This is a genomic window from Arthrobacter sp. JB02-1C (genome assembly GCF_057748045.1).
In genome coordinates, this window is record NZ_CM173235.1 from 1,250,531 (window position 1) to 1,264,418 (window position 13,888).

General features: G+C 70.0%; 11 protein-coding genes. 8 read left to right on the forward strand and 3 right to left on the reverse strand.

The window, feature by feature from the left end; genetic code table 11:
* The first annotated feature begins 157 nt into the window (after nucleotides 1-157).
* The gene (locus AC3ANP_RS05895) at nucleotides 158-2,593 is read left to right on the forward strand and encodes a phosphoketolase family protein (protein ID WP_488332403.1); all 2,436 of its coding nucleotides are present in this window, start codon (nucleotides 158-160) and stop codon (nucleotides 2,591-2,593) included.
* Here AC3ANP_RS05895 and AC3ANP_RS05900 read toward each other — a convergent pair.
* The 3 genes from AC3ANP_RS05900 to AC3ANP_RS05910 form a co-directional block, all read right to left on the reverse strand.
* Complete coding sequence (locus AC3ANP_RS05900; RefSeq protein ID WP_488332404.1) at nucleotides 2,590-3,363, reverse strand: DUF429 domain-containing protein; 774 nt, start codon at nucleotides 3,361-3,363, stop codon at nucleotides 2,590-2,592. The genes AC3ANP_RS05895 and AC3ANP_RS05900 overlap by 4 nt on opposite strands.
* Complete coding sequence (locus AC3ANP_RS05905) at nucleotides 3,360-4,763, reverse strand: carboxylesterase family protein (RefSeq protein WP_488332405.1); 1,404 nt, start codon at nucleotides 4,761-4,763, stop codon at nucleotides 3,360-3,362. The genes AC3ANP_RS05900 and AC3ANP_RS05905 overlap by 4 nt, the downstream gene beginning before the upstream one ends.
* A 72-nt stretch (nucleotides 4,764-4,835) precedes the next feature.
* Complete coding sequence (locus AC3ANP_RS05910; RefSeq protein ID WP_488332406.1) at nucleotides 4,836-5,324, reverse strand: inorganic diphosphatase; 489 nt, start codon at nucleotides 5,322-5,324, stop codon at nucleotides 4,836-4,838.
* Between the two features lie 153 nt (nucleotides 5,325-5,477).
* On the opposite strand from AC3ANP_RS05910, the gene AC3ANP_RS05915 reads away from it, so the two are divergent.
* The 7 genes from AC3ANP_RS05915 to folP all read left to right on the forward strand — a co-directional run bounded on the left by AC3ANP_RS05915 (nucleotide 5,478) and on the right by folP (nucleotide 13,877).
* A complete protein-coding gene (locus AC3ANP_RS05915; protein WP_488332407.1) occupies nucleotides 5,478-6,983 on the forward strand; it encodes a D-alanyl-D-alanine carboxypeptidase/D-alanyl-D-alanine-endopeptidase in 1,506 nt (501 codons plus the stop codon).
* A gap of 132 nt (nucleotides 6,984-7,115) precedes the next feature.
* On the forward strand, nucleotides 7,116-8,228 hold the full coding sequence (locus tag AC3ANP_RS05920; protein WP_488332408.1) for a zinc-dependent metalloprotease: 1,113 nt from the start codon (nucleotides 7,116-7,118) through the stop codon (nucleotides 8,226-8,228).
* A 161-nt stretch (nucleotides 8,229-8,389) separates the two neighbouring features.
* Nucleotides 8,390-9,439: a tRNA lysidine(34) synthetase TilS gene (gene tilS, locus AC3ANP_RS05925; RefSeq protein WP_488332982.1), complete on the forward strand. Its 1,050-nt coding sequence runs from the start codon at nucleotides 8,390-8,392 to the stop codon at nucleotides 9,437-9,439.
* Nucleotides 9,440-9,468: 29 nt separating this feature from the next.
* Nucleotides 9,469-10,020 carry a hypoxanthine phosphoribosyltransferase gene (hpt, locus tag AC3ANP_RS05930; RefSeq protein ID WP_488332409.1) on the forward strand — a complete coding sequence of 184 codons (552 nt, stop codon included), beginning with the start codon at nucleotides 9,469-9,471 and terminating at the stop codon, nucleotides 10,018-10,020.
* A gap of 152 nt (nucleotides 10,021-10,172) precedes the next feature.
* A complete protein-coding gene (ftsH, locus tag AC3ANP_RS05935) occupies nucleotides 10,173-12,239 on the forward strand; it encodes an ATP-dependent zinc metalloprotease FtsH (protein WP_488332410.1) in 2,067 nt (688 codons plus the stop codon).
* A gap of 63 nt (nucleotides 12,240-12,302) precedes the next feature.
* Complete coding sequence (gene folE / locus AC3ANP_RS05940) at nucleotides 12,303-12,905, forward strand: GTP cyclohydrolase I FolE (protein WP_488332983.1); 603 nt, start codon at nucleotides 12,303-12,305, stop codon at nucleotides 12,903-12,905.
* 9 nt (nucleotides 12,906-12,914) lie between these two features.
* Entirely contained in the window at nucleotides 12,915-13,877 is a 963-nt protein-coding gene (gene folP, locus AC3ANP_RS05945) for a dihydropteroate synthase (RefSeq protein WP_488332411.1), read from the forward strand.
* Nucleotides 13,878-13,888: the final 11 nt, after the last annotated feature.

Sequence of the window (13,888 nt, forward strand, 5' to 3'; positions counted from 1 at the left end):
CTGGCAAGTAACCGGTGTCCATCCCGTAACAGACCCGCGAAAGCTGCCGGACGGCACGCCGCGGACCCTTGTATCCGGCGCCCGGAGATGTTGCGATGGGAGCAGATGCCGCCGCCCGGCGGCCCGGACGGAAGCGGAGCTCCACGTGATTGATGGCTTGGATGATTCGACCCGGCAGCGGCCCGGCGGCAGCGCCGGACAGGCCACCGCCTCGGAGCTTGACCTGGTGGACCGGTGGTGGCGGGCCGCGAACTACCTTTCCGTGGGCCAGATCTACTTGCGGTCCAACCCGCTGCTGCGCGACCCGCTGACTGCCGGCGATACCAAGGCCCGGCTCCTGGGCCACTGGGGAACCACGCCCGGACTGAATTTCGTCTATTCGCACCTGAACCGCGTTATTCGCCGGGACGGCCAGCAGATGCTCTTCGTTGCCGGGCCCGGGCACGGCGGCCCGGCTGTGGTGGCCAACGCCTGGCTGGAGGGAACCTATTCGGAGATCTACAGCAACGTCGGGCCCGACGCCGACGGCCTGGCCGAGTTGTTCCGGCAGTTCTCCTACCCCGGCGGCATCCCCAGCCACGCCGCTCCGGAAACCCCCGGTTCGATCAACGAAGGCGGCGAACTGGGCTACTCGCTGGCGCACGCGTACGGCACGGTCTTCGATAATCCCGGGCTGATCACCGCCGTCGTGATCGGCGACGGCGAAGCCGAGACGGGGCCGCTGGCGGCGAGCTGGCACTCGCACAACTTCCTCAACCCGGTCTCAGACGGGGCCGTGCTGCCCATCCTGCACCTGAACGGCTACAAGATCGCCAATCCGACCATCCTGGCGCGGATGCCGGAGGAGCAGCTGGAGCAGCTGCTCCGCGGCTACGGGCACAAACCGCACTTCGTGACCGTCTCGGATCCGACGGACACCGCGGCCGCGCACCGTGACTTCGCGGCCGCGCTGGACGGCTGCCTGGCAGAAATCCGCGCGATCCAGGCCGAACGCCGGGCCGGCGGATCCGCCGGCGGATCCGCCGGCGGCGACACCGGAACCGACACCGCGGCGGTCTGGCCCATGATCGTGCTGCGCTCGCCCAAGGGCTGGACGGGCCCCAAAACCGTCGACGGACTGCCGGTGGAAGGCACCTGGCGCAGCCACCAGGTGCCGCTGCCCGAGGTGCGGACCAACCCCGACCATCTGGCCCAACTGGAGCGCTGGATGGAGTCCTACGGCCCCGGTGAACTGTTCGACGTAGAGGGCAGGCTCCGCCCGGAAGTGGCAGCCAACGGCCCCGACGGCGAACTGCGGATGAGCGGCACCCCCTACGCCAACGGCGGCGTCCTGCTGCGGGACCTCAAACTGCCCAGTTACGACAAGCAGGCGGTGGAGGTCGCCGCGCCGGGCCAGCAGAAGGTCAGCGCCATGATCACGCTCGGCTCCTGGCTGCGGGACGTGATCGCGCTTAACCCGGAGACGTTCCGGCTCTTCGGCCCGGACGAGACCGCCTCCAACCGGCTGCAGAACGTCTACGAGGTCACGGACAAGGTCTGGCAATACCGGCTCGAGGCGGTGGACGAGCACCTGGCACGTGCCGGCCGCGTGATGGAAGTGCTCAGTGAGCACCTGTGCCAGGGCTGGCTCGAGGGTTACCTGCTGACCGGCCGGCACGGGGTCTTCAGCTGCTACGAGGCGTTCATCCACATTGTCGATTCGATGTTTAACCAGCACGCCAAGTGGCTGAAGGTGCACCGCCAGCTGGCCTGGCGGCAGCCTATCGGCTCGCTTAACTATGTGCTCTCCTCACACGTCTGGCAGCAGGACCACAACGGGTTTTCACACCAGGACCCCGGGTTCATCGACCATGCGGTGAACAAGAAAGCCGAGGTCATCCGGGTCTACCTGCCGCCGGATGCCAACACCCTGCTCTCCGTGATGGAGCACTGCCTCCGCTCGCGGGACTACGTGAACATCGTGGTCAGCGGCAAGCAGCCCTCACCCACCTGGCTGGGGCCGCGGGACGCGGCGCATCACTGCCAGCGCGGTCTTGGCGTCTGGGAGTTCGCCGGCTCCGAGGTCCCGGGCGAGGCGCCCGACGTCGTCCTGGCCTGCGCGGGCGACGTCCCCACCGTGGAGACCGTCGCAGCGGCCGAATTGCTCAAGACTGGCGCGCCGGGGCTGAAAATCCGGGTGGTGAACGTCGTGGACCTGATGCGGCTGCAGGACGCTGCCGAGCACCCGCACGGCCTCACGTCACGGGACTTCGACTCCATCTTCACGGCGGACAAGCCGATCATCTTCGCCTACCACGGCTATCCCGCCCTGATCCACCGGCTCACGTACCGCCGCACCAACCATGCAGGCCTGCACGTGCGCGGTTACAAGGAGGAAGGAACCACCACGACGCCGTTCGACATGGCCCTGCTGAACCAGATCGACCGCTACCAGCTGGCCATCGACGCGATCGACCGGGTGCCGGGGCTCGCCGAACGGCACTCGCTGCTGCGCCAGTCGCTGCAGGACCAGCGGATCCGGGCGCACAACTACACCCGTGCCTTCGGTGAGGACGCCCCGGAAATCAGCGGCTGGGTCCTCCGGCTCGTCTAGGCCTGCGCTGCCGGGCGGGCCCCGCTGAGCGCCTCGAGGCCGCCGACCGGCAGGTGGATCCAGCCCTCGGACCGCGCCGCCCGGGCATCGCCCGGTTCCGGGCGCAGCGTGCTGCCGAGCGCCACAGCCCGGGCGCTCAGGGCGGCGACGACGGCGTCGAACAGGTCATCGGAGCCGGTCAACGCGTGCTGGTGCCCGGCGAGGTCCAGCCACGGCGCCGCCCGCTGCAGCCCGCCCAGGAGGGCTGCCAGCCGCTGGGATTCCGGAACACCGCGGCCCTTGTAGCCGCGGGCCACCAGCCCCCAGGACTTCAGCGACGCTGCCGGGTAGACCTCGGCGAGCCGGCCGCTGCCGTCCCGGGGCTGCGCCCCGTGCTGCCGGGCAATTTTGGCCTGGATCACGGCGCAGCGCATTGCCGGGTGGGCCAACCGGTCCGCGGACACGCTGAGCGGGATCAGCCCGGTACGGGCGGTGACGAAGCGGTCCGTGTCGCGGTAGGCCAGCAGCCGGCGGCCGGCAATGCCGTCATGGTCCAGGACCGGATGCGCCGCACCGGCCAGGTGGCCGGCCAGGAAGGGCAGGAAGGCGTCCGGCCACCCCACGGGACAGTCAATCCCGGTCATCGCACTCTGGCCGAAGAGCCGGACGATCTCCTCATCCTCGACGCCGAGGGACAGCCCGGCCAGCCGGGCGGCGCCGTCCTGCCACTCGATCACCGCTACCGCCGTTTTCCTGGCGGCAGCGGCCAGATCGACGCCGAGGGTCTTCACGAGGGACGGCCGGCCAGAACTGACGCGTCCGGGCTGCCGTCTGCCCCGGAGCCGGCCCGTTCCCGGGACGCCCCGGTCTGGGCCGGCCGGCAGCGGAGCACGCCGGGGATTCCGCGGCCGTCCACGCCCTGACCGGCGGCGAAGCGTGCCCACATGGCGCGCAGTGCCCTGCCATTCGCGTCGATTTCGTCCCAGCCGGCACCGGCCACCAGGCCGGCGCCCGCCCAGGTCTTCCGGCCGCCGAAGAGCAGCGGCAGGTCTACCGTGTGGGCGGCGCCATAGACGTTTCCGCGGGCGTGCCACGTCAGCAGGTAGCGGTGCGCCGTGCCGCCGGCACTGGCATGACGCCGGGCGAACCGCCTTGCTGACCTGCCGTACACCGCTTCGGTCACGGCCCAGTTGACCGCCCTGACCGCGGCGGCGCCCACCAGCGGGATCCTCGCCAGCCGGGCGATCGCGGGATTGCGTGGCAGGAACATCCGCGCTTCCTCCGCGGTGTGGCCGATGAGCACCTCGATGTCGGGGGCTGTGGCGTTCCAGGCGGCTTCGATCGCGTCTTCCGGCGGCAGCGGGGCGTGCCCGTACTGGGTGCCGAACGGCATGGCCGCGATCAGCCCGAATTTCCGTGCTGCCTGGGACACGTGCCGCTCGAGTTCCACGACTTCCATGGCCGGGGTATCAGCGGTGACGGTTTCGGCCGCGGCGCCCATGGCGGCGCTCATCTGGTCCCGGCCCCGGGTGATGCCCAGCGGCGCGCTCTGGATGATGGCGCGCCGGAACAGCGCGGGCGCCTCCGGCAACGCCATCAGGTGCGCCACGGCGTCGCCGCCGGCGGACTGGCCGAAGGCTGTGACATTATCCGGATCACCGCCGAAGGCGCCGATGTTGCGCCGCACCCAGCGGAAGGCTTCGAGCTGGTCCAGCAGGCCGAGGTTGGCCGGGCGGCCGGTGCCGGCGGCCAGGTAGCCGAACAGCCCCAGCCGGTAGGTCACCGACACCACGATCACGCGGTTCTCCGCCACCAGGGATTTCGGGTCGAAGATCGCAAGGTCCCCGGAGCCGGAGGTATAGGAGCCGCCGTGCAGCCAGACCATGACCGGGACCCGTTCGTCGGCGCCGAGGTCGGCCGGCAGCGTGATGGAGAGCCGCTGGCAATCCTCGCTGCCGGGAAGCTCTCCGTACCGGGTGCCCAGGATGGCATCCAGGAACGGGACCGGGGCCTGCGGACAGGCGGGGGAGAGGGACGTGGCAGCGAAGACCGCGGTCCGGTCCGGCACGCCGACCGGGGGCCGGAACCGGTCCGCGGTGGCGTACGGGATACCCGTGGCCCGCAGGACGCCGCCGTCGCGCCACCCGGTGACCGGTCCGCTGGGTGGGGTAAACGTGGGCTCAGCAGTCATGATGCCACGATTCCACAGCTTCCTGACCCCCGGCTGGCAGCGGCAGCCGCGCCGGCGTCGGAGGCTTGCGAACTAGTGCGTGTGCGGGACGAAGCGCTTGATCGATGCCTCAAGTTCGGCTTCGGCGGCGGCGCGGTCGCCCCAGCCCTCGGCCTTGACCCACTTGCCCGGCTCCAGATCCTTGTAGCGGGTGAAGAAGTGCTCGATCTCCCTGATCAGGAATTCGCTGACATCACTGATTTCGTTGATGTGGTCGAACCGCGCATCGGCCGGCACGCAGAGCACCTTGGCGTCGCCGCCGCCGTCGTCGGTCATGTTGAAGACGCCGATCGGGCGGGCCTCGACGATCACGCCGGGGTGCAGGTCGAAGTCCTGCAGCAGCACCAGGGCGTCCAGCGGATCGCCGTCCTCGCCCAGGGTGTTCTCGAAGAAACCGTAGTGCGTGGGGTACTGCATGGAGGTGAACAGGACGCGGTCCAGGCGGACGCGGCCGGTCTCATGGTCGACTTCGTACTTGACGCGCGATCCCTTGGGGATCTCGATGGTCACGTCATGCTTCATGGAATGCTCCTCGGCGGATTTTCAGGGGGTGCGCGGCACTGGAAACGCCCGGAAAAGCCGTGCCGGTGCCGCCGACTATTATTGAGGATATAGCGACAGGCCCTGGTTTCAGGAACTAGTGGGGACATTTCGGGACTAAGGACCAGCAGCAGCATGACACGCACTCAAGGCCGCGACGGCGGCACGGCCGGGCCGCTGCGGGGGGTCCGCCGCCTGGTGCCGCTGCTGCTGGCACTCTTGGTCTGTGCGCTCGCCGTCCCCGCCGGCATCGCTGTCATTCCGGGCTTCGTCGGCCCGGACCGGCGGCCGGACCCGGCTGCCGCGGGTCCCTGGCAGCAGGTTCCCGCCACCCTGAGTACCGCCGCCGGCGACCGGGCCATGCGGCCGCTCAGCAGCGCCGCGCCGGTGCCCGACGCCGCCGCCCTCGCCACCCAGCTCAACGCCACCCTTAAGGCCGACGGCGCCGGCTCCTTCACCGGGGTGGTGCAGGACGCTGTCACCGGCGCTGTCCTCTTCGACCGGTCCGGCGACGAGCTCCGCGCCCCCGCCTCGAACATCAAGCTGCTGACCGCCGCCGCCGCGCTGCGCACCCTCGGGCCCGACCGGCGCTTCAGCACCCGGGTCCTGGCCGGCCCGACCCCCGGCACTGTGGTCCTAACCGCCGGCGGCGACGTGCTGCTGGGCGCGGGGGAGTCGGCCCCTGATGCGGTCCTGGGCCATGCCGGCCTCGGCAGTTTGGCGCAGGCGACCGTCCGGGCGCTGCGGCAGGACGGCGTGGCCGGGCCGGTAAGCGTGCTTCTGGACGACTCGCTTTTCACCGGGCCGGCCCTTAGCCCCGCGTGGAGCCCGGAGGATGTCGCCGCCGGCGAAATAGCCCCGGTCTTTCCGCTGGCGCTGAACTCGGCCCGGTTCGACGCCGCCGTCACCGCCGGACCGCGTCCCCAGGACGCCGCGATGACCGCGGCCGAGACCTTCGCGGCCGCACTCGCCACGGCCGGCGCCGATGCCGGGCTCACCGTTGTCCCGGGCGCGGCCCGGACAGCCGCGCCGCCGAAGGTCCTGGACGGGCCCGGCGGAATCCAGGCCGGCCGGGTGCTCGCCGCCGTCGAATCCGCCACCGTAGGCCAACAGGTGGACCTGCTGCTGCGCAGCTCGGACAACTACCTCACCGAGGTCATCGGCCGGATGGTGGCCGCGGCGGGCGGGAAGCCGGCCAGCAACGACGGCGCCGTGGCAGCCGTGCTCGAACAACTCCGGGAACTGGACATTCCCACGGCCACGCTGCGGGCCGCCGACCTGGCCGGCCTGACCCTGGACAACCACGTTTCGGCGCGGCAGCTCTCGGCCGTGGTCCGCGAAATGACCAGCGGCACCGACCTGCGGCTGCGGTCCGCACTGGCAGGCTTCCCCGTGGCCGGCCTGACCGGCACGCTCGGCAGCCGGTACACGGACACCAGCACCGTCCGCGGCGCGGGTCTGGTCCGCGCCAAGACCGGAACGCTGAACACGGTGATCGCGCTCAGCGGGTACGTGGTGGACGCCGACGGCCGGCTGCTGGTCTTCTCCTTCATCGGTAACGGGCTGACACCGGGCGCGGCCGGAAACCGGACCGCGCTGGACCGGGCGGCGTCGGTCCTGGCCGCCTGTGGCTGCCGCTGAGGTGGCGCGCCGTTTCGACGGTTCCCTGCGCAGTCGATGGTGCCAAGCGTCTACCCCGCAGGGAACCGTCTAAACGGCGGGAAGCGGCCGAATTTCAGAGCGCTCTGCGTCCACGTGTGATCTGATGGGACCATGGAGTCCACTTCGCGAGCGACGTCAGCCCAGGCCCTGATCAACTGGGAGCTGGCGGCCTCCACGGCCGCCCGCCTTACCCCGGCCGGTCCGTCGCTGGGATCCTCCGAGATCGGCGCCGCCGTCGAGAACCTCCGCCTGATGGCGGACATCTCCGTGCCGCACGTGCACGACATCACCGGCCTTGAGGCAGCCCGCGACCTCCGCGATTCGGACGTCCTGGTGGTTGACCGGGCCACCTGGGCGAAGGCGAACACGCAGGGCTTTGCCGTGATGCTTCAGCCGGCCATCGAAAAGATGCTCGAGGGCCGCCGCGGAAGCATGAGTCCCGCTGCCGCAAGCGTCGGCGGGGCCGTCACGGGCAGCCAGCTTGGTGCCATCCTGGCGTTCCTGTCCAGCAAGGTCCTGGGGCAGTACGACCCGTTCTCCGCCCTCGCCGAAAAATCCACGGCCTCGGCGGCCGGCCGGCTGCTCCTGGTGGCGCCGAACATCATCTCGGTGGAGCGCGAACTCAACGTCACCCCTGAGGACTTCCGGCTCTGGGTCTGCCTGCACGAACAGACCCACCGCGTGCAGTTCGCCGCCGCACCCTGGCTGCGGCACCACATGCTGGACCAGATCGAGGACCTCAGCGAGCACCTGCTCGGCAACGTCGACTCGATCCTGGAACGCGCCGCGGCGGCCGCCAAGGCGCTCAAGAACCGTTCCGCCCCCGGCGCCGCCCCCGGCCGCGGCGCCATCCTGGACCTCCTCCAGGACCCCGCGGAGCGTGCGGCCATCTCGCACCTCACGGCCGTCATGAGTCTGCTGGAAGGCCACGCCAACGTGGTCATGGACGCTGTGGACGCCAGCATCGTCCCCTCGGTCAAGACCATCCGGCAGCGGTTCAACGCCCGCGGCGAGGACCGCGGCGCCGTCGAGAAGTTCATCCGCAGCCTGCTCGGCCTGGACGCGAAGATGCGGCAATACAGCGACGGCGCCAAGTTTGTCCGCGAAGTGGTGGCCGCCGCCGGCATGGCAGGCTTCAACCGGGTCTGGGACTCTGCCGACCACCTGCCGACCGAGCCCGAAATCCACGACTCGAAGCTGTGGCTCGAACGGATGGGGCTCTAGTCCCCGTGCCAGTCGCTCAGCACCTGCCCGCCGCGACGGCCGGACGCGTGCCCGCCGCGACGGCCGGACGCGTGCCCGCCGCAACCGGGCGCGTGACGGCAACTTCCGCCGGGCGCCGCCGGCCGGGCCGGCTCGCGCCTGTGGTCGGCAAGGCCCGCAAAATGCTGCAGGAAGCCCTCGCGGGCGCCGGCTATCCGGAGCGGGTCCTGGTGGCCTGCAGCGGCGGACCCGACTCGCTGGCCCTTGCCGCCGCGGCCGCCTACTTCGCCCGCCGCGGCCACGTGGACGGCCGCCCGGTTTCGGTGGGCGCCGTCGTGGTGGACCACCAGCTGCAGCCGGGCTCCGCGGCGGTGGCCGCGGCGGCGGCCGCCACCTTGCGGGAGCTGGGGCTGGATCCCGTCCAGATCCGGACGGTCGAGGTCGCCGCCGCCGGCATGGGTCCCGAAGCGGCCGCCCGGGACGCGCGGCACGCCGCCCTCGAGGCCGCTGCCGGGGACACCGGCGCCGGCGCCATCCTGCTGGGGCACACGCTGGACGACCAGGCCGAGCAGGTGCTGCTGGGCCTGGCGCGTGGCTCCGGGACCCGCTCGCTGGCCGGGATGCGTCCCGTCCGGGGCCGCCTGCTCCGTCCGTTCCTGGGCCTGCGCCGGGCCGAAACCCTGGAAATCTGCGCCGTTGAGGAGCTGGACCCGTGGCACGACCCAAGCAACCTCGACCCCGCTTTTGCCCGGTCCCGGGCCCGGGCCGAAGTGCTGCCGCTGCTGGAGGACAAGCTTGGCCCCGGCGTCGCCGAAGCGCTGGCCCGGACGGCGTCCATCCTGCAGCTCGACGCCGACTACCTTGAGGGTGTGGCCAACGACACGTACCTGCGGCTGCGGGAGTTTTCCGGCGCGGAAGTCAGCCTGCCCGAGGCGGCGCTGGCCGACCTGGCCCCGGCGCTCAGGTTCCGGGTGATCGCCAAGGCCGCCGCCGACGTCGGCGGCCAACAGCCCGGATACCAGCGCCTGCGGGCCGCCGAAGCGCTGCTTCGCCGGCAGGGATCCGCCGGGCCGGTGGAGCTGCCCGGCGGGGTGAGCGTCTACCGGCTCTCCCTTGCGCAGTTGCAGGCAGCCGCCCGGTCCGCGGCGGAGCCGTCCGTGGCCGGAGTGCCCCGCGGCGCCGTGCGCTGTGGGAAGCTTGTATTTCGGCTTCAAAAACCGTCCCAAGAATAGTCGCACCCGCATCTACACAGGAGCCTTTGGTGGATTCAAACGACGTCCAGGCAGACCTCAAGCACGTTCTCTACTCCAGGGAGCAGATCCAGTCCCGGATCACCGAGCTCGCCGCCCAGATCGACAAGGACTATGAGGGCCGCGATCTGCTGATCGTCGGTGTACTCAAGGGTGCGGTCATGGTCATGGCGGACCTGGCCCGGGCGCTGCACAGCCACGTTTCGATGGACTGGATGGCGGTTTCCTCCTACGGCTCGGGCACCCAGTCCTCCGGCGTGGTCCGCATCCTGAAGGACCTCGACACCGACCTGATGGGCAAGGACGTCCTGATCGTCGAAGACATCATCGACTCTGGCCTCACGCTCTCCTGGCTGAAGACCAACCTGGAGTCCCGCGGGACCGCCTCGGTGGAGATCTGCACCGCCTTCCGCAAGCCGACCGCGGCGAAGGTCCAGATCGACGTCAAATACGTCGGCTACGACATCCCGAACGAATTCGTCGTCGGCTACGGCCTGGACTACGCCGAAAAGTACCGCAACCTCGACTTCGTCGGTACCCTGGCGCCGCACGTCTACGAGTAGGCCCTCCGCTACGCCCACAGGGAACTTTTAGGCGTGGCCGTGCGTGAGTTTAGTGCGACGGTGTATAGCTAGAACCCGACGCAGCAGCCACGCGCGCGCAGATCGTCCGCCGTGCAGCACTACCAGGAGGGACGGGGCCAGCCCCCGATCAGATGAAAGCAAAGAGTTTCTTCAAAGGCCCCGGCATCTGGATTGTCGTCGTCATCGGCATGCTCCTGCTGGCCTTTGCCACCCTTGCCCCGGGCGGCTCGAGCCGCATCGACACGGACAAGGGCCTCGCGCTGCTGACCGGCGGCGGCAAGGTTGAGCAGGCCAAGATTTTCGATGCCGAGAACCGGGTGGACCTGGTCCTGAAGGACAATTTGCAGATCGACGGCCAGGACAAGGGCAAGAACGTCCAGTTCTACTTCGTCAACGCCCGCGCCGCTGACGTCGTCAAGGCAGTGACGGACTCGAAGCCGCCGAGCGGCTTCACCGACCAGCCGGTCGAAAGCAACTGGTTCTCCGGCCTGTTCTCCCTGCTGATCCCCGTGCTGCTGCTGGGCGTGCTCTTCTGGTTCCTGCTTTCCCGGATGCAGGGCGGCGGCTCCAAGGTCATGCAGTTCGGCAAGTCCAAGGCCAAGATGGTCAACAAGGACATGCCGCAGGTGACGTTCAGCGACGTCGCCGGCGCCGACGAGGCCGTCGAGGAACTGCAGGAGATCAAGGAATTCCTGCAGGAACCCGCCAAATTCCAGGCCGTGGGCGCCAAGATCCCCAAGGGTGTGCTGCTGTACGGCCCTCCCGGTACCGGCAAGACCCTGCTGGCCCGCGCCGTGGCCGGCGAGGCCGGGGTACCGTTCTTCTCCATCTCCGGTTCGGACTTCGTCGAGATGTTCGTCGGCGTCGGCGCGTCCCGGGTCCGGGACCTGTTCGAGCAGGCCAAGCAGAATTCGCCCGCGATCATTTTCGTCGATGAGATCGACGCCGTCGGCCGGCACCGCGGCGCCGGAATCGGCGGCGGCAACGACGAACGCGAACAGACGCTGAACCAGCTGCTGGTCGAAATGGACGGCTTCGACGTCAAGACCAACGTCATCCTGATCGCCGCCACCAACCGCCCGGACGTCCTCGACCCGGCCCTGCTCCGCCCGGGCCGCTTCGACCGCCAGATCTCCGTCGAGGCGCCGGACCTGATCGGCCGCGACCAGATCCTGAAGGTCCACGCCAAGGGCAAGCCGATGGCTCCCGGCGTCGACCTGAAGGCCGTCGCGAAGAAAACCCCCGGCTACACCGGCGCGGACCTCGCGAACGTGCTGAACGAAGCGGCCCTGCTGACCGCCCGCTCCAACGCGAACCTGATCGACGACCGGGCCCTCGACGAGGCAATCGACCGCGTCATGGCGGGTCCGCAGAAACGCAGCCGGGTCATGAAGGAACACGAGCGCAAGGTCACCGCGTACCACGAAGGCGGCCACGCCCTGGTGGCGGCGGCGCTGCGCAACTCGGCCCCGGTCACCAAGATCACCATCCTGCCCCGCGGCCGCGCCCTCGGGTACACCATGGTGGTTCCGGAAAACGACAAGTATTCCGTGACCCGCAATGAGCTGCTGGACCAGATGGCCTACGCGATGGGCGGCCGGGTGGCGGAGGAACTCGTCTTCCATGACCCGTCCACCGGCGCGTCCAACGACATCGACAAGGCCACCGGGATTGCCCGCAAGATGGTGACCGAATTCGGCATGAGTGAGCGCGTCGGCGCCGTCCGGCTGGGCCAGGGCGGCGGGGAGCCCTTCCTGGGCCGGGACGCCGGCCACGAACGCAACTACTCGGACCAGATTGCCTACGTGGTGGACGAGGAAGTGCGCCGCCTGATCGAGGGCGCGCACGACGAGGCCTACGCGATCCTGACGGAGAACCGCGACGTCCTGGACCAACTGGCGCTTGAACTGCTCGAACGCGAGACCCTGAACCAGGCCGAAATCGCGGAAGTCTTCGTGAACATCCGCAAACGCGACTTCCGCGAGATCTGGCTCTCCAAGGAAAGCCGGCCCATCCAGGCCGTCGGTCCGGTGGAGTCCCGCCGGGAGAAGGCCGAGCGCGTAGCCCAGGAGGAAGCCAAGGAGGCCCGGCTCGAGGAGCCGCTTGACGCGCTCCCGCCGCACGCCCAGGGCGTCCCCGGACAGGAGCCGTTCCAGGGCGGGGTAACCGACCCGGGAACCGACGGCCATCCCGGCTAGGCTTCTGCTGTGACTTCTTATCTCGACGACGACGACGTTCCCGCCACCGCCGGCTCCTCCACCATGGGTGAGGCGGCGGTGGCACCCGGCCAGCACGCCGCAGCGGTGGACCGTCCGCGGATCCAGGCCGCGGTCCGCGAAATCCTGCTTGCGATCGGCGAGGACCCGGACCGCAGCGGCCTGCTGGACACCCCGAAGCGGGTGGCGAAAGCCTACGCGGAGATGTTCGCCGGACTGCACCACGACCCGGCCGAAATCCTCGGCACCACCTTCGACCTGGACCATGAGGAACTGGTCCTGGTTAAGGACATCCCGTTTTACTCCACCTGCGAGCACCACCTGGTGCCGTTCCACGGGGTAGCCCATGTCGGCTACATCCCCTCGCACGACGGCAAGGTCACCGGACTGAGCAAGCTGGCGCGCCTGGTGGACCTCTACGCCCGCCGCCCGCAGGTGCAGGAACGCCTCACCACCCAGATCGTCGAGGCCCTTGTCACACACCTCAAGCCGCGCGGCGCGATCGTCGTGGTCGAATGCGAGCACCTCTGCATGTCCATGCGCGGCATCCGCAAACCCGGCGCCAAAACCGTCACCAGCGCGGTCCGCGGGCAACTGCATGACCCGGCCACCCGCGCCGAAGCCATGAGCCTCATCCTCGGAAGGTAAGAAAACACAATGGATTCCCTCGCGGCCGCCCCCGGAACCGGGCCCGCCACCTCCCCGTTGCCCGTGCTGCGCAAGCCGCGCCCGGCCGCGAGCTTCACGGACCTGCCCACCGACCGGACGCTGGTGATGGGGATCCTAAACGTCACCCCCGATTCGTTCAGCGACGGCGGCCGGCACGCGACGACGGATACCGCCGTCGCCGCCGGCCTGCGGATGTACTACGCGGGGGCTGACATCGTCGACGTCGGCGGCGAATCCACCCGCCCCGGTGCCGCCGAGGTCAGCGTCGAGGAAGAGCAGCGCCGGGTCCTGCCCGTGATCGAGGCGCTGGTCAAGGCCGGCGCGCTGGTCAGCGTCGACACCACGCACGCCGCCACCGCCGAGGCCGCACTGGCCGCCGGCGCCGCCATCATCAACGACGTCTCCGGGTTGACTGTTGAACCGGAAATGATCGAACTGGTGGGCCGGAGCAAGGCACCCTACATCCTGACGCACCGCCGCGGGGATGCCGGCACGATGGATGCGCTGGCCGTGTACGGCAACGTCGCGCAGGACGTCGCCGCCGAGCTTGCCGAGGTCCGGGACCGGCTGTACGCCGCCGGCGCCACCGAAGACCAGATCATCCTGGACCCGGGCCTGGGCTTCGCCAAGAATGAGGCGCAGAACTGGGAACTGCTGCAAAACATCGATGTGCTCCAGGCCCTCGGACACAAGGTGCTGGTCGCCGGCTCGCGGAAGCGCTTCCTGGGCAGCCTCCTGACCGCCGCCGGCAAGGCCGCGCCGCCGACGGAGCGTGACGCCGCCACCGCCGCCATCACCGCAATCAGCGCCTACCGCGGCGCCTGGGCGGTGCGCGTCCACGACGTCGGTGCCAGCCTCGACGCCGTCAAGGTTGCTGCCCGGATCGCTCCGCCCCGCCGGGCCGCCGCAGCGGCCGGCACCGCCGCGCCCGCCCCGGCCGGCGACCGCTGAACCGGCACCAG

What these genes read in the sequence shown, in the direction of transcription:
- AC3ANP_RS05905 (WP_488332405.1), bottom strand. Translation starts at nt 4,763, where the DNA reads ATGACTGCTGAGCCCACGTTTACCCCACCCAGCGGACCGGTCACCGGG.
- AC3ANP_RS05910 (WP_488332406.1), bottom strand. Translation starts at nt 5,324, where the DNA reads ATGAAGCATGACGTGACCATCGAGATCCCCAAGGGATCGCGCGTCAAG.
- AC3ANP_RS05915 (WP_488332407.1), top strand. Translation starts at nt 5,478, where the DNA reads ATGACACGCACTCAAGGCCGCGACGGCGGCACGGCCGGGCCGCTGCGG.
- AC3ANP_RS05920 (WP_488332408.1), top strand. Translation starts at nt 7,116, where the DNA reads ATGGAGTCCACTTCGCGAGCGACGTCAGCCCAGGCCCTGATCAACTGG.
- tilS (WP_488332982.1), top strand. Translation starts at nt 8,390, where the DNA reads ATGCTGCAGGAAGCCCTCGCGGGCGCCGGCTATCCGGAGCGGGTCCTG.
- ftsH (WP_488332410.1), top strand. Translation starts at nt 10,173, where the DNA reads ATGAAAGCAAAGAGTTTCTTCAAAGGCCCCGGCATCTGGATTGTCGTC.
- folE (WP_488332983.1), top strand. Translation starts at nt 12,303, where the DNA reads ATGGGTGAGGCGGCGGTGGCACCCGGCCAGCACGCCGCAGCGGTGGAC.
- folP (WP_488332411.1), top strand. Translation starts at nt 12,915, where the DNA reads ATGGATTCCCTCGCGGCCGCCCCCGGAACCGGGCCCGCCACCTCCCCG.